Origin of the sequence: Clostridium sp. C2-6-12, from assembly GCF_009928485.1 — a bacterium.
Classification (GTDB): Bacteria; Bacillota; Clostridia; order Clostridiales; family Clostridiaceae; genus Clostridium.
Genome location: NZ_JAABNP010000058.1, coordinates 1 through 20,965, shown reverse-complemented (window position 1 = coordinate 20,965; position 20,965 = coordinate 1). Strand labels below are relative to the sequence as shown.

Sequence of the window (20,965 nt, the reverse complement as noted above, 5' to 3'; positions counted from 1 at the left end):
CGTACGGTGGTGTGAGAGGACGCTAAATAAAATAATTATTTAGCTCCTACTCGATCTTGTTACTAGAATTAATACTCAACCTTTTGAATCAATCCATTATCCATCAATATCTTAAAAGAAAAACTCCTAATAGTATTATCAAAACTAATACTTATTTTATCTTCTTTAAGTTCTTCAATTTCTCCCAGACCATAAGTTTTATGAGCTACTTTATTTCCAACCTCATAACCATAAGTCTCCACAGGAATATCATTTAGTTTACCTTCAACAACAAATCTTGAAACTTCCTTAAACTGCCCTCTTCTACTTCTTGGTGAAAATAGATATAGGTTATCTATCGCCCTTGTTATACCAACATAAAACAGTCTTCTTTCCTCTTCAATATTATCCTTTATGCTTGAAGCATGAGGTATTGTTTCTTCTACACAGTTAATAACATATACATTGGGGAACTCCATGCCTTTCACTCCGTGAATAGTGCTCAAAATAACCCCTTCTCTTTTTGTCTTTTTCTTACTTTCTTCTATTGTTTCCTTTATTTCTTCTATATGCTGCAAAAATTCAAATATTGTTTTAAATCCTTCAGCTGCTAATTTAAATTCTTCTATTATATCTTCCATATCCTCTGAACTTTGATTAAGCTTTTGAGCATATCCCTTTATATGATCAATATATCCTAAATCCATAACTATATAAGCTATAGCTGAAGATAATGAAATTTTATTTAAATAATTGATTTCCTTCCTCAGCTCATCAAGTTTCTTCCTTTGAAAAGGAGGTGTGTCCTGTTTATCCATTAATATTGTAAAAGGATCCTCTTGCTTATCATAACTTTTAACATATGAAAGGTTACTCTTGCTTATATATCTAAAAGGTTTATTTATTATCTGAATAAAGCTATCTATATCAAATTGATTTATAGATAATTTTAAGTAAGCAATTAAATCCTTACATATAAAATGCTCAAAGAAGTTATATTCTCTATCTAGTAAGGTGAATGGAATCCTTCTTTTGGTTAATACATCTATCATTGTCATAGATTCCATATTTGTTCTATACAATACTGCATTATCTTCATATGGGATCCCATTTCTTTTATTATCTTGAATGATATCTGTTAAACTCTCCGCCTCCATTCTTTCGTTATATGGACTAAACCATTTAATTATACCTGCATTTTCTTTATTCCATTTAATTTCTTTATTATTTCTTTTTTTATTAAAGCTTATTATTTCTTTTGATTTATCAACTATATTCATATTACTTCTATAATTAACTGATAAATAATATTTTTTACCTTCATCAAAAATTTTATCAAAGCTTACCATATATTCTGGCTTAGATCCTCTAAATGAATAAATACATTGATCTTCATCTCCCACAGCAAAAAGATTATTTTCCTTTCCATCATTAATTAATTTTAGAAAATCTATTTGCATTTCATCACAGTCTTGAAATTCATCTACCAATACATATTTAAACAATTTTCTATAGGCAAAAAGCATACTTTCATCATTTTTTAGCAATTCCAATACCTCTATTGCTAAATCATCAAAATCTTTTTTATTATATTCTTTTTTATACTCTTCATATTTTTCTAATGCTTCTTGAAAAATTTCCTTTGATAGTGAGGGTTTAAATTCACTCAAATCTGATCTAGATGTTTTATATAATGAAATATTATTTATAGCTTCTTTGATTTTATCTTCATTTACTTCATCAAAATATTTACTTAATACATTACTCACTATTTTATGTGCAATGCCACCCTCTATTATATCTATATTCTTCCCAGACCTTAAGAGAATTTTATAAAAAAGTCCATGAAAAGTTCCAAAAAAAGGTGCTGTATTTTTCTTAAACATCTGTATATATCTATTTTTCATGTTTTGGGCTGCTGCTTTTGTAAAAGTTATTACAATAATATTCCCATTAGAAACTTTTTTCTTTTCTATTAAATGATTAACTTTATTTATTATAACTGTAGTCTTCCCTGACCCTGGAGCTGCGACTATTAAAGTATTTCTTTCCTCTGCATTTACTGCCTTCATCTGATATTTATCAAGGTTGTATGTCAAAATTTATTGCCTTCTTTCTCGTTTAGTAATATTTTTATTCTAATACTGCTATTTACTATTTTTCATATTTATCTAAGATTCACTTTAATTTTAACCATATTTTCTATTTTTAGAACAAGCAGCAACTATATTGTAATCAAAGAGTTATAGATGTACAATAGTTTTATGTGCTTTTATTATTAAGAAATTATATTACAAATTATTATTAAACAAAATTTTTTTATATTTTTTATTCAAAGGAGATAAATATGAATAATAAATCTGGTTTTAACGTAAGAGATGAAAGAAACTTAACAATGCTAGTTGATTTCTATGAATTAACTATGGGTAATGGTTATTTTGATAAAGGCCTCAAGGATAAAATAGCTTACTTTGACATGTTTTTCAGAAGGATTCCTGATGAAGGTGGATATTGTGTAATGGCAGGTGTTGAACAGCTAATCGAATACTTAAAGTCATTAAAGTTCACTGATGATGATATTACATATTTAAGAAATAAAAATACGTTTTCAGAAGAATTCCTTAATTATTTAGAGAATTTTAAATTTGAATGTGATGTTTGGGCTGTTCCTGAAGGAAATCCTGTTTTTCCTAACGAACCACTTGTAACTGTTCGTGGACCTGTAATTCAAGCACAATTTTTAGAAACAATGATTCTTTTGACTATTAATCATCAAACTTTAATTGCAACAAAAGCAAACAGAATATGCCGAGCTGCTGAAGGACGTCCTGTAATGGAATTTGGTTCAAGACGAGCTCAAGGTTATGATGGTGCAATATATGGTGCAAGAGCTGCAATCATTGGAGGCTGTAGTTCAACAGCTTGTACTTTATCTGATAGGATGTTTAATATTCCTGCTATAGGAACCATGGCTCATAGCTGGGTTCAATTATATGACACTGAATACGATGCTTTTAAAGCTTGGGCAGAAATCTATCCAGATGACTGTGTATTATTAATTGATACATATAATGTTATTAAATCAGGTATTCCAAATGCAATAAAAGTATTTGATGAAATTTTAAAGCCTCAAGGGAAAAGACCAAAAGGCATTAGAATAGATTCTGGTGATATTACATATTTAACAACTAAATGTAGAGAAATGCTTGATGCTGCGGGCTATGACGATTGTAAAATAGTAATTTCAAATTCTCTTGATGAACATATTATAAAAGATGTTTTAGATCAAGGTGCACGCATTGATTCTTTTGGCGTTGGTGAAAGACTTATAACTGCAAAATCCGAACCAGTATTTGGTGGTGTATATAAATTAGTCGCTTTAGAAAGTGATGGAGAATTAATACCTAAAATTAAAATAAGCGAAAATGATGAAAAAATAACTAACCCAGGATTTAAAAAAATTATACGAATCTTTGATAAAAATTCTCATAAAGCTCTAGCTGATTTAATAACTTTAAGAGATGAAATCATTAACGATAAAGATCCTTTAATCATATTTGACCCAGTACATACTTGGAAAAGAAAAAGATTAAGAAATTATTATACTAAAGAACTTCAAATTCAAATATTTGATAAGGGTAATTGCATTTATGAATCACCTACTGTTTTAGATATTAAAGAATTTTCAAAAATTGAAACTGAGAAATTATGGCCAGAAGTGCTTAGATTTGAAAATCCTCATACTTATTATGTTGATTTATCACAAAACTTATGGTCTTTAAAACAATCTTTACTTCATAAATTTACAGATTCCTATGAACCACAAGATTAAAATCAAAATAAGAAAAGCTTAGAACCTTTTACTAATTCTAAGCTTTCTTTATTTTAATAAATAATACTTTTATCATCATCATACATTGAAAAACTTAATAAGCCATAATCCTCTTTTGAAATATCTCTAAAATTAATATTTCCTGATTCTGCACACTCATTAAAAACGCAATGTTCATTGCCAAGCCTTTCTGATGATTCTCCAATTAATAAAGGACATTCATTATAACATTCGACTTTTTCTTTTTTTGTTGACCAAAATGGACATTTACTCATAAAACCCCGCCACCCTTTTATAATCTAACATTTTACAAATCTCATAAATTTATGAATAAATTATATTACATATAATTAAAAAAGTAAAGATTTTACAAAATAAAAAGAGCACTTTTTATCAAAGCTGCTCTTATTTAAACTAATTATATTCCACAATAATTTTTACCAACAGAAATATTTATAATTTCATTTTGGAATGCTTTAAGTAATGCTTTTTCCAATACTTTTTCCTTATCAAAGTTTTCTACATCATTACACTCTGCAAAAACTTTATTCTTTTTGCCATTAACATTTTTATAAGTCAATGTTACATTTGGCATATCATATTCCACTTCTAATATCTTAATCCCCCAAGATATTTGTGCAAAATCTCCATCAACATTTAATGTTGTTAATTCCTTTAATTTTGCGTTATCCTCATTTGGATCATTTACTACGATTAATTCATCCCCAACTTTATACTTTGCCACAAAAATACGCCTCCTTATTAATTCATATATTCGCATCTTTTATCATAGGCTATCTCATTAAGAAGTCTGTAATAAAATTTGTGTTTTTCTGTGGAGTAATCCCTTTTAATAACTCAAGAAGATTGTTAATATTTTAACATTTACTCCTCAGTTATATTTTAGCAAATTATTTCTTATTATACAATAACTTTTTAAACATTTTTATTAAAATTTTGTTTTATTAGCGCTAATACAAATAATGCTGCCTACATCTTTAAATAATTTACATAGACGTAAAATCTTTTTCCCTTAAAAAGTAAACTAAAAAGTCTAAATTGACAATTATTATTCAAAGTAATAGCCTTTCTATAAATGATAATTATTATTTGCAAATAGTACGAATTATTTCCATTGATATTATAAAATATATATGCTATAATTTTGTCATAAATATAATATAAGAGAGGTATCACAAATGGACCATATAGCTTCAATATTTAAGGAAAAAAAGTTAAAACTTACTCCTCAGAGGCTTGCAGTATATAACTATTTAATAAATACAACTTCTCATCCTTCTGCTGATATTATATATACAGACATTCACATTCAATATCCCACTATGAGTTTAGCCACCGTTTACAAGGCGCTTAAAACACTAGTTTATGTTGGTTTAATACAGGAAATAAATGTTGGTGAAGGTAATTTTAGATATGATGGAAATGCTTCTCCTCATCCTCATTTGCAATGCTTAGGTTGTGGGCGAGTTGATGATTTTAAGAATTTAGCTCTTGATAATCTTAATTCTTTAGCAAGTGAACATACTGATTATCAAATCATATCTAATAAAGTTTATTTTTATGGTTATTGTGCTAATTGCCAATAATATTTTTAGATTATAACATTAAGTATTTTACTTAATGTTATAATCTTTTTTTATTTTATGGCCTCTATATTATTAATATGAACTTAAATATCAACATATAATTTATTGAGGTGATACATAATGAAAGTTGTGATAGTAAATAAAAAGAATTTAATTAACAAATTATTTTATATAGGAGTATTAATTATTTCCACAATTATAATTTACTTTATTTATAACAGCAGTGCTTCAAAAGAAGCTATTTCTCCAGTTAATTTAATTCAAGAGATAAAAACCGATTTAAATGGAGATGGGAAAAAAGAAATCTTACAACAGATAAATTCTCAAAACAAAATAGATTTTAGCATAACTTCTTCTAATGATAATGTTTATTTATCAACTTTAATTGATGATAAAACACTTTTTACAAATAATATTCATTGGCAGCCAAAAGCTTTCATTAATGACATTTCACGAGATACTATTCCTGAACTTATAATTCAAGGTTCAAAAGATAATAAACCTATTTCTTATGTATTTCATTGGGATAAAAAAAATTATTCTTTGGTTTATTCCAGTAATAATAACATTTTAGGTATTTTAGATTCAAAAAATTCTAAAACACCTCAATGTTTTTCAATATCCTCTTCTGAAGGAACTGCTTCATTAAATAGTTTTATGCTAATTAATGATACAATTTTAGACACTAGTAAAGAGAATTCAAAGATACCTTCTTTTGATTCAGTAACTAAATTTATAGATATTGTTCAGCTCCCTTACATTTTTGATGAACTTCCAGATATTTTTACCACCTCAATTGATAAAGGAAATTTATCTCTTTTATGGAGTCTTGATAAGGATAATTACAATTATACTTTTCAAAATGGATTTTTCTATGATTATAAATGGAACGAGGATTACGCACCTTCCAATTTGCGATGGAGATTATCCTTTGAAAAGAGCAGTTATAGAGGTAATCAAAGTGATAAAAGCGAATTTACAATATTAATAGATTTAGAAAAAATTAATGATTCATACAAAATAAATTCTATACAAAAAATTAAATAACTTAATAAATTCAAATTGTAATCTAGACATTCAACATTCACAAGTAATCTATATTTTATTTTTATACAAAATTAAAGGCCGCATATGCGGCCTAAAGGGGGATGAGGGGTTACTTAATGAAATAAAAAGGATTTTCATTAAGTACGTAAGAGATTTATTTCTCTATTACATTATTATTATTGACACATTTCTTTTTTGTATACATTATAATTAAATATATTATTTTAATTATCTTCAAATTCTCCATTTTTATATGCTTCTATTATCTTATCTATAAATTTAACTCTATCCGGATGAACATAACTTCTTAGTGCCATTAAAAATTCTAAGTTAACATCATTATCTTTTAACTCTTTTTCACTAATATCTTTCTTATTATTCTTATCTACGCTTTGATTTACATTAGTCTTTGCATTTGTACTATATGATTTATTTTGATTAATATTTGTATGACCATTTTTATTAAAATCATTATTTTGAGTACTCATATTACCTTGTAAAAAATTATTATCCAAATTTATTCCCATCATTTTAGCAATTGAGCCTAAATTACCTAAGTTAAATCCATTAGTATTCATAGACGATAACATGTTCCCCATGTTATTAATGTCAAAATTCCCCCCTAATAGGCCCATAAGTTGCATAGGATCTATACCAAACGGTATACTTTTATTAGCATTACTATTAATATTATTATTTGCATCGTTTATTCTTGCACTTTGTTCTCTATGTTTGTGCTTAGCCATTTTTATTCCTCTCAATTCTAATTGCCTCTTCTTAATATATGTATTTACAAGCTAAAATGTTTATGTTTTTAGTTATTTTTTTAGAGGGCTAAAAAGCCCTCTATCAACTATCCTAACAGCAACATTCTTCTTGGTAGTTTCCAGAACCTAAAATGTTAGAAAAACATCCACCACATAATAAGAATAGTAAAATAATTAGATATGATTTATTACAATTCAATAATCCTGATCCACATGCTATTAATAAGAATAATATTGGTGTGCAGGAATTTCCGCCCCCAAATAGACCAGAATTACTAGACATTGAATTACAGCAGCAATCATCATGTCTCTTTTTACAACAACATTTCTTTCTAGACATATCAATCTCTCCTTTCTAAAAAATATTTACTTTAACAAGCCCCACAACCAATATTTGGTCCTATTCCACCAAATCCTGCTTTACCATTATTAGTATTGCACAAGAACAAAATTACTAATAAGAACAAGTATGATGAGCAGTTAGCAAATATTCCACCACCATAGCCGCCTCCTCTTTCACAGCAGCAATCGCGTTTCTTTTCGCAGCAACAATTATCATATCTGCCTCTACCAAAATTCTTTCCACAACCACAATAAAATAATATTAGTAGGATCCAAATCCAGCTTCCAAATCCACAACCATTAAGGTTTTGTCCAAAACCACCTGGAAAACCTCCAATTCCTTGGCCTCCAAAGTTTGGTGTGCATCCACAACTGTCAGACATTGATTCACAACAATCATCGTCGCATGAATTTATACCGTTTAGGATATCATTCATCTCCATATTTATTCCTCCTTGGAAATATTTTTTCTTTTTTATACTATATATTATTCCACCTCATAATTTTTGACACATTAATTCTAAAATAAAAACATCTACTATAAATTTTTTTATTTATAATAGATGTTTTCATCTTCTGATCTCAAAATATAAACTAATTATATTGAAACCTATTAATATTATTCAATTAACTCAAAAATTAATCTATATCCTTAGCGAATTCTAAGAAAAGATTATCAATAAGCTCATCTCTTCCTTCTCTGTTTAAAGAAGAAAAGAAATATAATTTATCTTCTGGCTTTAATTTCAATGTATCCTTTATTACTTTTTCATTCTTTTTTAACTCATTGCGTGTAATTTTATCACTTTTTGTTCCAATAACTACAACGTCATAACCATAATGCTTAAACCATTCGTACATCATAATATCATCACCTGTTGGTTTATGCCTTGAGTCTACAAGCAAAACAACTCTTTTCAATTGTTCTCTATCTTTTAAATACATTTCAATTGTTTTTCCCCAGCTATCCTTTTCTGCCTTTGATACTTTTGCATATCCATATCCAGGCAAGTCAACTAAATAAAAATCATTATTTATAAGAAAAAAGTTTACTAGTCTTGTTTTTCCTGGAGTTTGACTAACCTTAGCTAACTTTTTTCTATTTGTTAATGAATTTATTATAGAACTCTTCCCAACATTTGATCTTCCAACAAAAGCAACTTCTACTCGGTTGTCAATAGGATATTGTTCTCTTTTTACTGCTGAGGTAATAAATTCTGATTGTTTAATTCTCATTTGTATCCTCTCCAATTAAAGCATTTTTTAATACCTCATTTACTTCTTTAGCAGAAATAATGTTTAGACTATTTCTAATAGAAAGTGGTATCTTATCTATATCTTTCTCATTTTCCTTTGGAATTATTATAGTATCTACACCAGCTCTAAATGCTGCCAAAGATTTCTCCTTTAATCCTCCAATAGGAAGTACTCTACCTGTTAATGTAACTTCACCTGTCATTGCAACATTATGTTTAACTTTTTTGCCTGATAAGGCTGATACAAGTGCTGTTACCATAGTAACTCCTGCTGATGGGCCATCTTTAGAAACTGCACCTTCTGGCGCATGTATATGAATATCTTTTTCTTTATAAAAAGACTCGCTTATACCAAATTCAATTGCATTAGCTCTAACATAGCTATAGGCAGTTTTTGCAGATTCCTGCATAACAGTTCCAAGCTTACCTGTAAGCTCTAATTTTCCAGATCCAGACATTACCATGACTTCTATAGGAAGAGTATCTCCTCCATATGCAGTCCATGCCATACCATTTACCACACCAACTTTATCTACCTTGTCCACTTTGTCAAATCCAAAAATTTTCTTACCTAAAAGCTTCTCTACATCTTCAACTTTTACTGTATATCCATCTTTTTTTTGCTTTAACATTTCAGCTAAAGATTTTCTTATAAGAGAGCTTAGTTTTCTTTCTAATCCACGTACTCCAGATTCTCTTGTATATCCTTCTATAACTTCACTAATAGAATCATCTTCTATCTTAATTTTATCATCTGGAATATCTAATTCTTTAAATATCTTAGTTATTAAATGTTTCTTTGCTATATTAAACTTTTCTTCATAAGTATATCCTGATACTTCAATAACTTCCATTCTATCTAAAAGAGGTCTAGGTATGGTATCCAAAGTATTTGCTGTTGCAATAAATAGTACTTTTGATAAATTCATAGGCACTTCTAAATAGCTATCTCTAAAATCCTTATTTTGTTCACTATCTAATATTTCTAGCAATGCATCTGAAGGATCTCCTTTATAGTTTGCACTTACCTTATCTATTTCATCAAAAAGCATAAGTGGATTCATAGATTTAGCTTCTTTAAGTGCATAAGCAATTCTTCCTGGAATAGCTCCTACATAAGTTTTTCTATGACCTCTTATTTCAGCTTCATCCTTCATTCCACCAAGAGAAATTCTTGTATATTTTCTATTTATTGCATTAGCAATGGATTTTGCAATAGACGTTTTTCCAACACCAGGAGGGCCAACCAAACACAGTATTGGGCCTTTTTGAGATTTACTAAATTGTTTTACAGCTAAATACTCGATAATTCTATCTTTAACATCTTCTAAACCGTAGTGCTCACTTTCTAAAACTTCTCTAGCTTTAATTATATCAATATTTTCCTTAGTAAATTTTGCCCAAGGAATATCCAATATCCAATCTAAGTACGTTTTGATAACATTCCCTTCGGATGAAACAGAATTCATATTTTTAAGTCTTGCTAATTCATAAGTAGCTTTTTCTTTTACTTCCTTACTTAATTTTGATCTTTCAATTCTTTCTTCATATTTAGCAATTTCTTTCTTTTCTTGATCATCTTCACCTAATTCTTCTTGAATTGCTTTTATCTGTTCTCTTAAATAATAATCCTTTTGTTCTTTTGCAACAGTATTTTTCACCTTATTTGCTATTTTTCTTTGTATTTTAGCAATTGAAATTTCAACTTTTACTCTTTCTAATACTTTCTCTGCTCTTTTTTCTAAATTTATAGTTTCAAGTATTTCTTGCTTTAACATTTCATCTGTAATTGCGTAAGAAGCTACCATATCTATAAAGTCGCTTGGTTTTTCAGTGGAACTAACCACTTTAACAAACTCTCCATAATTTTCTTCGTTAAGCTTTAATAATTTTAGAAATTCTTTATCTAAATATTTAATATAAGCATCTAATTCTTCATTTTTAACAACTTTATCACCTAATTTTTCTATTGAAACCTTTATATAATTTTCTTCATCCTCTATATATTTAACTATCTTAGCTCTTGCTTCTCCTTCTACAAGCACTCTAATAGTATTATCTGACATCTTAAGGATTTGTTTTATTTTACATATAGTTCCGATTGAATAGATTTCATCTTGATTTGGCTCTTCTACAATAGAATTTTTTTGACCTACAAGAAAAATCTCTTGACCATTTTCCATTGCTTTTTCAATAGCTGCTGTAGATTTTTCTCGCCCAACATCAAAATGTACAACCACATTAGGAAAAACAGTTAATCCTCTTAAAGGAATTAGTGGAAGTGTATATGACTTTTTCATTTTACTATTTCCCCCTATATCATATTACATTATTTATTTTGACTTATTTAGTATACACATATTAACTAACTTTTTCAATGATTCTTAATATAAAAAACTTACTCATATCTTTGTATTTTTACAAAATAAGCAAAATAACACCAATTATTATATACATATATTTTATTATAATTGTTTTTAATTTATTTATTATAACATATATATCACAATTTGAAAGAAATATTATTAAATAAAAATAAGCTATCAAATTAGAAATAAATTTTTCAAATTTAATAGCTAGAGCTTTCTGTATATTAGCCATTTAAAACCTTATTGGCTTCTGCTGATAATATTTCTCTATCATTATCGGTAATTATCTCTTGCTCTTCTACAGCAACTTTAATTACCTCTTTAAAATTATCTACTGGAATTACTTCTATTTCGCATATTTCATTTATTGATGGATCATAATTTTCATATGGAATTATAACTTTTTTCGCCCCACTCTTAAATGCAGCAGCTATTTTGGATTTAACCCCTCCTATGGCTTTTACTGACCCTAATATGCTTATTTCTCCTGTCATAGCCACAAACCTGTTTACCTTTTGCTTAGTTATTGCACTGTATATAGCTGTTGCAATGCTTATTCCTGCTGAAGGCCCATCAACCGGCATTCCTCCTGAAATATTGACATGAATATCATATTTGTCTGTACATAACCCAAATAGATTATCTAAAACAGTAAGTACATTTTGCACAGAAGAATATGCTGTGCTTTTCATCTTTATCTTCTTATTGTTGTTTGTTATTTCTTCTTCTTCAACTATACCAGTTATTTTGAGTTCTCCTCTTCTATCATTAACTCTTTTGCAGCTTACTTCAAGAGGCATTAGTATACCTATATTAGCTCCATATACTGCTAATCCATTAACAACTCCAATTTTAGATATATCCGGAATTTTATTGGTGATTATTTTATTATATTGCCCATTTTCTAATACCCATTTAACATCTTCTAATGTTATTTCTGTTCTCTCTTCATTAATTGCAATACCTGAAGCTAATTGTATTAAATTTATAACTTCCCTTCCATTTGTACAATATTCACTTACTTCTTCTACTGCTTCTCTTTCTATATTTAACCCTACCTTGCTAACTGAATTCATAGCAATTTGTGATATTTCTTCTGGAACTAAAGCTCTAAAAAATATTTCTACGCATCTTGATCTTATTGCTGGAATTATTTCTTCCGGAGACCTTGTAGTTGCACCTATCAATCTAAAGTCAGCTGGGAGCCCATTATCAAATACCTCTTTAATATATTTAGGCATATTAGCGTCATCTGGATTATAATAAGAACTATCTAAAAACACTTTTCTATCTTCTAATACTTTTAATAATTTATTTAATTCAATGGGATGAAGTTCTCCAATTTCATCTAAAAATAAAACTCCTCCATGAGCCTTGGTTACTGCACCTGGTTTGGGCTGAGGGATACCTGCAATTCCCAATGAACCTGCCCCTTGATATATAGGATCATGTACTGAACCAATAAGTGGATCAGCAATTCCTCTCTCATCAAACCTTAAAGTTGTTGCATCTAATTCAACAAACTTAGCTTGAGTATTAAATGGTGATACCTTTGATTTTTTTGCTTCCTCTAATACTAATCTAGCCGCTGCAGTCTTTCCAACTCCAGGTGGTCCATAAATAATTACATGTTGAGGATTAGGACCACACAGTGCAGCCTTTAATGCTTTAATTCCCTTTTCTTGGCCAACTATTTCTTCAAAGGCAGTTGGTCGACTCCTTTCGGTTAAAGGCTCTGAAAGTTTTATTTGCCTCAGTTTAATTAAGTTATTAAGCTCTTTAGTGCTTTCTTTATCAATTACAACGCTTTTATTCTTAACAGGCTGCTTATTTATTGAATTAAAAATAACATAAATCATCAGAATTAAAACTACTATTTGCAAAATCATAAATATATTTGTCATAGCTATTAAATATATTTAATAATAACATTTGGCTTTACCATATATTTATTATTAATAATATATCTTTCCTCCTTCTATTTTTATATCTACTATTATTTGCTTAAAATAACAAATATATTCTTAATTAAGAAATTAAATAAAAGATAATTATAATTTTTTATATTATTTTAAAATTCAAGTAGTCTAAATTTAATTTGTAAATTATTAATAAGATTTATATAGAAAAAATTCCTCATTCTTTATTCTTAAGAATGAGGAATTTAATTAATATTAAGCAGATTCTATATCTTTTTTAGTTCTAGCTTTTACTAAACTAGGTCTTATTTTTCCTTCTTCAAGCCTTTCAATTGTAGGTTCTTTCTTTTCTTTAATAGCTTCTTCAGTTATTGTAACCTTTGTAATTCTACTGTCAGAAGGTATTTCATACATAACTTCGTTCATTATATCTTCGATAATGGCTCTTAGGCCTCTAGCACCAGTCTGTCTAGAGATAGCTTCATCTGCAATTGCATCTAAAGACTTATCGTTAAATTCTAACTTAACATCATCCATTTCAAATAGCTTCTTATATTGCTTTACAAGAGCATTTTTAGGTTTAGTTAATATTTGAATTAAAGCCTCTCTATCTAAAGACTCTAATGTAACAAGAATTGGAAGTCTTCCAACAAATTCAGGAATCAAACCAAATTTTAATAAATCTGCAGGCATAATTTCCTTAAGTAAACTTCCAACATCTTTTTCATGTTTACCTTGAATTTGTGCTCCAAATCCCATAGAACTCTTTCTTGTTCTATTTTCAATTATTTTATCAACGCCATCAAAAGCTCCACCACAAATAAATAATATGTTTGAAGTATTTATTTGAATGAATTCTTGATGAGGATGTTTTCTTCCGCCTTGAGGTGGAACAGATGCAACTGTTCCTTCTAGTATCTTTAATAGTGCTTGTTGCACACCTTCTCCAGATACATCACGAGTAATAGATGGATTTTCAGATTTTCTTGCAATCTTATCTATTTCATCTATATATATAATACCTCTCTCAGCTTTTTCTACGTCATAATCTGCATTTTGAATTAATTTAAGAAGAATGTTTTCAACATCTTCCCCAACATAACCCGCTTCAGTTAATGTTGTAGCATCTGCTATGGCAAACGGTACATTTAAAAATCTCGCTAAAGTTTGTGCAAGTAATGTTTTACCAGAACCAGTTGGCCCTAGTAATAATATATTACTCTTTGATAATTCAACATCCATATCTTCTTTATTAGTATTAATTCTTTTATAATGATTATAAACGGCTACTGATAAAGATTTCTTAGCTCTTTCCTGACCAATAACATAAGAGTCTAAATACTCTTTAATTTCATTTGGCTTTGGAACACTTTTAGGATCAAAGTCAACAGTTTCTTGAAATTCATCTGCAATTATTTCAGAACACAACTCGATACATTCATCACAAATATATACTCCAGGACCTGCAATTAATCTTTTTACTTGTTCTTGAGTTTTACCACAAAATGAACACTTTAACTGCTTCTTTTCATCGTATTTAGCCATATTTTCACCTCACTTAAAACTATAACTTTAAATATTCTTTTATTTATCTTTTCCTAATTTGTGTGTAGTTATTACTTCATCTACTAATCCATACTCTTTAGCTTCATCGGCACTCATGAAATTATCTCTTTCAACATCCGCTTTAATTGTATCTAAAGGCTTACCAGTGTTTTCACTTAATATCTTATTTAAGTTTTCTTTAATCTTTAATATTCTTTTTGCATGTATTTCAAAATCTGTTGCTTGACCTTGGAATCCTCCAAGTGGTTGATGAATCATTATTTCCGCATTTGGAAGAGCATATCTCTTTCCTTTAGCTCCACATGAAAGTAAAAATGCTCCCATTGAAGCTGCCATTCCAATACATATAGTTGACACGTCACATTTAATATATTGCATAGTATCGTAAATAGCCATTCCAGATGTTATTGATCCTCCTGGACTATTTATATATAAATAAATATCCTTATCAGGATCTTCGCTTTCTAAAAATAATAATTGAGCTACTATTAAATTAGCAGTGTCATCATTTACTTCACCACTTAACATGATTATTCTTTCTTTTAATAATCTTGAAAATATATCATAGGAACGTTCTCCCCTACTTGTTTGCTCTACAACCATTGGTACTAAACTCATGTAAATCCTCCCTTTTAACTTTAAATTTCTATCTAACTTTAATTATATAATTTTTTTATTGGTTTGTTAATTATAATTTGAATAAATTGCCAGAAAAAATATTTTTTCTGGCAATCTGTTAATCAATATTACTTATTTTATATTATATCTCAAAATAAATTATTTGCAATTTTCTTTTATAAATTTAAGAGTATTTTCTATTATGATATCTTTTTCTATCATGTTCTTTTGAGATTTAACTAAAATTCTAGCCATTTTTTCTGGATCTTTAGGTCCATAAATTCTTCCTAATTCTAAAGCTCTAGCATTTAATTCTTCTTCAGTAGCCTTAATATCTTCTGCTTTAGCTATTGCATCAAGAACTAAATCTGCTTTAACTTTTCTTTCTGCATTTTCTTTCATGAAATCTCTCATTTTTTCAGTTGTATTTCCAGTAAACTCCATGTATTGTTCTAAGCTTAATCCTTGATATTTTAATCTTCCTTCAAGGTCTTGCATCATAGAATCAATTTCTTTACTTATCATTACTTCTGGAACATCCATCTTAGTGTTTTCAATTATTGCAGTAATAACAGCTTCTTCGAATTCTCTGTCAGCTTTTTCTTCGTTATTTTTTACTAATGTATTTTTAAGATTTTCTTTTAATTCTGCAAATGTATCAACAGCTGCTACATCTTTAGCAAATTCATCATCTAATTCTGGTAATTCTTTAACTTTAATAGCTTTGATTTCAACTTCAAACATTGCTGGCTTTCCGTTTAAGTCTTCTTTACCATAAGCTTCTGGGAAAGTAACATTAACTTCTTTCTTTTCGCCTACTGCTAATCCTATTAATTGATCTTCAAAGTTATCTATGAAAGTACCTGATCCTATTTCTAAAGAATAATCAGTTCCTTCACCGCCTTCAAAAGCAACTCCGTCTATGTATCCTTTAAAATCTATAACAGCAATGTCACCTTTTTCTACATTACCTTCTTTTTTCACTTCAATTCTAGCATTCTTTTCTTGCATATCAGCAATTTGCTTTTCAATTTCACTGTCTTCTACTTCGTATACAGGCTTCTTTATATCTAAACCTTTATATTCTCCAAGTTCTACTTCTGGATAAGTAGTAACAGTTGCAGTATAAACTAATTCTTTACCTTCTCCAATTTCAACAATATCAATTTGTGGATAATCTACAGGTTTGATATTTTCTTCTGTTAATGCTGCTGGATATGATTCATCAATAGCAAAGTTTACTGCATCATCATAAAATGCTTCAACTCCGTAGAATTTTTTAACCATTGCCATTGGTACTTTTCCTTTTCTGAATCCTGGTATATTATATCTACTCTTGTTTTTATTGTAAGCTTTAGTTATTGCTGCATCAAACTTTTCAGCTTCAACCCTTATTTCTAATTTAATCACATTTGTTTCTATTTTTTCCACTTTAGCTTTCATTTCTATTCTTTCCTCCTAAAATAGTGTGCGACTTTAAATTTAACTAAGTCATTATACCATAAATGTCTAAATTATATCAAATAATTTATTAATATTATCTTTATTGAACATAATTTCCATTTACATCTATATAATAAATCCTGCTGTCAACAGTGATTTTTACACCTTTTTCTTCCTTTTCACCAATTTCTATATTAGTTCCAGAAAGATCCCAAATAACTTTATCTGTACCTGTTTGAATGTCACTTAACCATATATACTGTTTAAGATTTCCAGCTCCAAAATATGGTCTGTTAGTTATGAAAATCATTTTTTCTTCGTTAATAAATTTTGCATTTACATTCCATAAATATTCCGGATTATTTTTCAAAGCATTATCTCTTGGAAAAACACTTCCATTAGTCGAAACATATTGATCTTTAGAGACCACCTTAGATGTTCCATCAACATTATACAAGGTAATTACTAAATTATTATCTGTAACTATCATTTGCTTTCCAGATGGGCTTATATTAAAAGTCACATTTTTTTCGTTAGTTTCTAAAGTCTTAAATATTTTTCCCCCATTATTATCATTAGTATAAATAGCCTTAGCAGCATTTCCACTAATTAAAACCACACTTATTGATTCTTCTATTGGTTTAGGTGGTTCTTTTTCAATAGGTTCTTTTACTTCTTCCTTTATTGTTTCTTGATTTTCAACTTTTGTTTTTTCTGCAACATTAGTAGTATCACTATCAATCCAAGCTTGTATATTTTTTCTAATATTCGCATAATCTATGGGATTACATATAACTCTAATTACTAGCCCCGATATTACTGCTAATATAGCCAAGGAAATAATAATAATGTTTCTTCTTCTTTTCCTCATTTTCTTTTCATATTCTCTGCTAAAAATACTTGGCTTTCCCAAAGATGGCTCCCTCCAAATCTTTTTATCTATTTAAATCATAAACATATCCATTATATATTATTATTTTCTTTAAATCTACAACATATTTAATATTTTTATATTTCTCCAAAAATCTTAAAATATATAAGTTATTTTTTACAGCTTTCTTTACTTTTACACCCACTACATTTACTATGATTTTTGTCTCCCTTTAAGCAACAACCTCCACATTGAAGTAGACCTGCCTCCTTTAATTCCTCTACTGTTAAAGAACATATATTTTTTGAATAGTCTTCATAATCTATAGAATTTTTTAATAAATCTTCTTTTGCAATTTTAATCATATATTTTCTCCTTTAAAATAAATCTTAATAATTATTATTTTACCCCTTATGTACGTAAGATTCTATAGGATTTCTTTTGCAAAATCAAACTATTTATCCAATTGAATTTACATTAATAAAAAATTATCACTATTTTTGCCAACAATTTGTCGGAATATAAAAAAATATTGTTTTTTTATTTGTTTATTGTATAATAAAGTTATAAAAATTAATGCCCATACGCTTTATAGTTTAATACTATAAAGTTTTATAATTATAATTACTATGTTCATTTATCCCTTTCTCAAATGAACATACAAAAGAGATGTTTCCTATGATTCTAAATCATTAGTTAACACCTCTTTTTTTATTTTAGCTGGTTATATTGACCATAGAATGTTTGCAAAGTACAATATTACTGGTATTGTTGCCAAAGACAATAGTGTGCTTAGCCCAACTAATTTTGCGCCATATTCATAATTCCCTCCATACATTTGAGAAAACATCGGTACAGTAAGTCCTACTGGCGTAGACATGGCAATTAGGACAACCATTTTAATTTCCGCCAGTTCAGTTGGCAAGAACTTAAATAATATAATGATCACCAATGGAATTAAAATTAATTTTACAAAGCATACAAAATAGGCCTGTCTATCTAAAAATAATGTAATAACTTTAGATTTTGCAATATAAGTTCCTAAAAGAATCATTGCAATAGGAGTATTAGTTTGACCTACTAGATTAAAAGCATTAAATATAATATCTGGCAATTTTATTGGTGAAATAAAAATCAATAATCCCAAAATCACTGCAATGATTCCAGGATTTAATGCTAAACTTTTTGCTGTAATAAGCTTTTTGTTTCCTGATACCATATATATCCCATATGTATAACTTAATATATTAAAGCAAACTAAATATGCAGATAAAAAGAAAACTTTATCTATTCCTATAATGCTTGTAACTAAAGGAATCCCTATAAATCCGGCATTTGCAAATCCAATAGCAAATTTATTAATTCTCTGGTCCTTCTTAAATATTACTTCTCCTATTAGGAATCCTAATAACATAGCCACTAAAGAAACGATAAATGAGATGCCAAGGTCCCTTAGTTTAATCATAGAAAACTCCATTTGATATCGTGTAAGCATAATGAGTGGATTTATTACCCAAACCAATAAATTGGATAACTGCTTTGTTCCTTCTTCATTAATTAATTTTTTTCGATATACAACAAATCCTATCGCCATAAGAACATACATCATGCTTACTTGTTGTATAATTGTAGAAATAATCTCCATAGTTTTATCCTCTCTGTTTAGATCTATTTTTAGTGCTGAATTTATTTATAATCCACATTAATACTTTTATATTATAGCATGGCAATTTTACTTCCTCTATTACGTGTAATGTTTTAAATCAACAAAAAAGAAATACTTGATGCAGTATTTCTTAGTTCTTCTTATTCCCAAAAGTTTAGTTCATTAAATTACAATAAAGCACTTAAAAATTATTGTTGTTTTCAATTTCCTTTTCTTCCATTTCTCTTAACTTTTTTATTAATACTTTACTAATTCTCTTCCTATCACACTTTAATATAATAAACTCGTAATTATTATATTTGATTTTTTCTTTTACTTTAGGATACGATTTTAACTGAAAATATATCCATCCTCCAATAGTATCTATGTTTTCATCTTCAATATCTGTATTTAATAATTCATTTATATCTTCAATAAGAACTTTACCATCTACAATATAACTACCATTTTCATTTATTCTTATATCTTCTTCTCCATCATCATCAAATTCATCTTGAATTTCTCCAACGATTTCTTCTAGAATATCTTCAACGGTTACTAAACCAGAGGTACCACCAAATTCATCTATTATTATAGCCATTTGTGATTTTTCTTCTTTAAAAGTCTTTAACAATTCACTTATGGACAATGATTCTGGAACAAATTTAATCTCCCTAATAATTTCATCAATATTTTCATTTCCTTCAAATTTTAAACGATATAAATCCTTAATATGTATAAAGCCAATAACATTATCCTTACTATCTCTACATACAGGATATCTTGTTAATTGTTCTTCTAATGTAAAATTAATAATTTCATCAAAAGAATCTTCAACAAAAATGCATGCCATATCAATACGAGGTATCATTATTTCTTTTACTGTTTTCTCAGAAAAATCAAAAATATTATCAACAAATGTTAATTCGGTTTGATCTATTAATCCATGCTTATAACTATCTTCAACTAAAAGCTTAATTTCTTCATCTGTATGTGCTGCACTATGTTCTTCTGCCTGAGAAATACCAAAGACTTTTAAAACTAAATTTGTGCTATGATTGAAAGTCCACATTATTGGATAAGTTATCTTATAAAATAATATAAGTGGAAATGCTGTATACATAGCTATCTTTTCAGCACTAATAATAGCAAGAGATTTAGGTGCTAATTCTCCTAGTACAATATGAAGTCCAGTAATAATTGAAAATCCTAAAACAAAGGAAATTGAATGCACAGTATTTTCTGATAAATTAAGTAATTCAAATAAAGGCTTAAGCATATTAGCAACTGTTGGCTCTCCAACCCAACCAAGTCCTAAGGATGCCAATGTAATACCTAATTGGCAGGCAGATAAATATGAATTCAAATCACTTACTACCTTTAATGTATGCTTTGCATTTCTTCCCCCTTCAGTTGCTAAAGTTTCTATTCTTGATTTTCTCACCTTGACCATTGCAAATTCAGTAGCCACAAAAAAGCCATTCATAAATACAAGTAAAATTACGATTATAATATTTATTAAATTAATCATTATTGATAAATTCCTTCCTTTAAAATGTTCTATTAAATTAATTTATAATTGCGTATTATTTTAAATATCAATTATTATTATACCATAAATAATTCATATTAATTAAATTATATCTGTAAATGTTTGAGTCAAGTAAAAGTTGGCAATAATTTCGCTCGATTTATTATCCATTA

General features: G+C 28.2%; 19 protein-coding genes. 3 read left to right on the top strand and 16 right to left on the bottom strand.

All coding sequences use genetic code 11. From position 1 onward, the window contains the following. Window positions 1-68 precede the first annotated feature (68 nt). On the bottom strand, window positions 69-2,078 hold the full coding sequence (locus GXK56_RS26135; protein WP_160693006.1) for an ATP-dependent helicase: 2,010 nt from the start codon (window positions 2,076-2,078) through the stop codon (window positions 69-71). Window positions 2,079-2,326: 248 nt separating this feature from the next. Between GXK56_RS26135 and GXK56_RS26130 the strand changes: the two genes are divergently transcribed. Continuing rightward, window positions 2,327-3,811, top strand: coding sequence for a nicotinate phosphoribosyltransferase (locus GXK56_RS26130; RefSeq protein WP_160693004.1), 1,485 nt, complete (start codon window positions 2,327-2,329; stop codon window positions 3,809-3,811). Between the two features lie 53 nt (window positions 3,812-3,864). Here GXK56_RS26130 and GXK56_RS26125 read toward each other — a convergent pair whose 3' ends face one another. Both GXK56_RS26125 and GXK56_RS26120 read right to left on the bottom strand, forming a co-directional pair. After that, the gene (locus GXK56_RS26125; RefSeq protein ID WP_160693002.1) at window positions 3,865-4,086 is read right to left on the bottom strand and encodes a hypothetical protein; all 222 of its coding nucleotides are present in this window, start codon (window positions 4,084-4,086) and stop codon (window positions 3,865-3,867) included. A 143-nt stretch (window positions 4,087-4,229) separates the two neighbouring features. Then, on the bottom strand, window positions 4,230-4,556 hold the full coding sequence (locus GXK56_RS26120; protein WP_160693000.1) for a hypothetical protein: 327 nt from the start codon (window positions 4,554-4,556) through the stop codon (window positions 4,230-4,232). Window positions 4,557-5,010: 454 nt separating this feature from the next. On the opposite strand from GXK56_RS26120, the gene GXK56_RS26115 reads away from it, so the two are divergent. Continuing rightward, window positions 5,011-5,418 carry a Fur family transcriptional regulator gene (locus tag GXK56_RS26115; RefSeq protein WP_160692998.1) on the top strand — a complete coding sequence of 136 codons (408 nt, stop codon included), beginning with the start codon at window positions 5,011-5,013 and terminating at the stop codon, window positions 5,416-5,418. Window positions 5,419-5,538: 120 nt separating this feature from the next. Next, window positions 5,539-6,465 (top strand): hypothetical protein, encoded by a 927-nt coding sequence (locus tag GXK56_RS26110; RefSeq protein ID WP_160692996.1) that lies wholly within the window; start codon window positions 5,539-5,541, stop codon window positions 6,463-6,465. Window positions 6,466-6,689: 224 nt separating this feature from the next. On the opposite strand, the gene GXK56_RS26105 is transcribed toward GXK56_RS26110, so the two are convergent. From GXK56_RS26105 to GXK56_RS26045, 13 genes are all read right to left on the bottom strand, one after another. Further along, window positions 6,690-7,211: a hypothetical protein gene (locus GXK56_RS26105; protein WP_160692994.1), complete on the bottom strand. Its 522-nt coding sequence runs from the start codon at window positions 7,209-7,211 to the stop codon at window positions 6,690-6,692. A gap of 112 nt (window positions 7,212-7,323) precedes the next feature. After that, window positions 7,324-7,572 (bottom strand): hypothetical protein, encoded by a 249-nt coding sequence (locus GXK56_RS26100; RefSeq protein ID WP_160692992.1) that lies wholly within the window; start codon window positions 7,570-7,572, stop codon window positions 7,324-7,326. A 31-nt stretch (window positions 7,573-7,603) separates the two neighbouring features. Next, on the bottom strand, window positions 7,604-8,017 hold the full coding sequence (locus GXK56_RS26095) for a hypothetical protein (protein ID WP_160692990.1): 414 nt from the start codon (window positions 8,015-8,017) through the stop codon (window positions 7,604-7,606). A 196-nt stretch (window positions 8,018-8,213) separates the two neighbouring features. After that, window positions 8,214-8,810, bottom strand: coding sequence for a ribosome biogenesis GTP-binding protein YihA/YsxC (gene yihA / locus GXK56_RS26090; RefSeq protein WP_160692988.1), 597 nt, complete (start codon window positions 8,808-8,810; stop codon window positions 8,214-8,216). Continuing rightward, window positions 8,800-11,130: an endopeptidase La gene (lon, locus tag GXK56_RS26085; protein WP_160692986.1), complete on the bottom strand. Its 2,331-nt coding sequence runs from the start codon at window positions 11,128-11,130 to the stop codon at window positions 8,800-8,802. Before lon ends, yihA begins: the two co-directional genes overlap by 11 nt. 293 nt (window positions 11,131-11,423) lie before the next feature. Then, window positions 11,424-13,103 carry an ATP-dependent protease LonB gene (gene lonB / locus GXK56_RS26080; RefSeq protein ID WP_160692984.1) on the bottom strand — a complete coding sequence of 560 codons (1,680 nt, stop codon included), beginning with the start codon at window positions 13,101-13,103 and terminating at the stop codon, window positions 11,424-11,426. Window positions 13,104-13,373: 270 nt separating this feature from the next. Continuing rightward, window positions 13,374-14,663, bottom strand: a complete 1,290-nt coding sequence (gene clpX / locus GXK56_RS26075) for an ATP-dependent Clp protease ATP-binding subunit ClpX (protein WP_160692982.1) — start codon at window positions 14,661-14,663, stop codon at window positions 13,374-13,376. Between the two features lie 39 nt (window positions 14,664-14,702). Then, window positions 14,703-15,302: an ATP-dependent Clp endopeptidase proteolytic subunit ClpP gene (gene clpP / locus GXK56_RS26070; protein ID WP_160692980.1), complete on the bottom strand. Its 600-nt coding sequence runs from the start codon at window positions 15,300-15,302 to the stop codon at window positions 14,703-14,705. A gap of 159 nt (window positions 15,303-15,461) precedes the next feature. Further along, window positions 15,462-16,745: a trigger factor gene (gene tig / locus GXK56_RS26065; protein WP_160692978.1), complete on the bottom strand. Its 1,284-nt coding sequence runs from the start codon at window positions 16,743-16,745 to the stop codon at window positions 15,462-15,464. 100 nt (window positions 16,746-16,845) lie between these two features. Next, window positions 16,846-17,658 carry a hypothetical protein gene (locus GXK56_RS26060; RefSeq protein WP_160692976.1) on the bottom strand — a complete coding sequence of 271 codons (813 nt, stop codon included), beginning with the start codon at window positions 17,656-17,658 and terminating at the stop codon, window positions 16,846-16,848. A gap of 128 nt (window positions 17,659-17,786) precedes the next feature. Further along, on the bottom strand, window positions 17,787-17,981 hold the full coding sequence (locus GXK56_RS26055; protein ID WP_160692974.1) for a hypothetical protein: 195 nt from the start codon (window positions 17,979-17,981) through the stop codon (window positions 17,787-17,789). A gap of 359 nt (window positions 17,982-18,340) precedes the next feature. Then, window positions 18,341-19,261, bottom strand: coding sequence for an AEC family transporter (locus tag GXK56_RS26050; protein ID WP_160692972.1), 921 nt, complete (start codon window positions 19,259-19,261; stop codon window positions 18,341-18,343). A gap of 202 nt (window positions 19,262-19,463) precedes the next feature. Beyond that, window positions 19,464-20,792: a hemolysin family protein gene (locus GXK56_RS26045; protein WP_160692970.1), complete on the bottom strand. Its 1,329-nt coding sequence runs from the start codon at window positions 20,790-20,792 to the stop codon at window positions 19,464-19,466. Window positions 20,793-20,965: the final 173 nt, after the last annotated feature.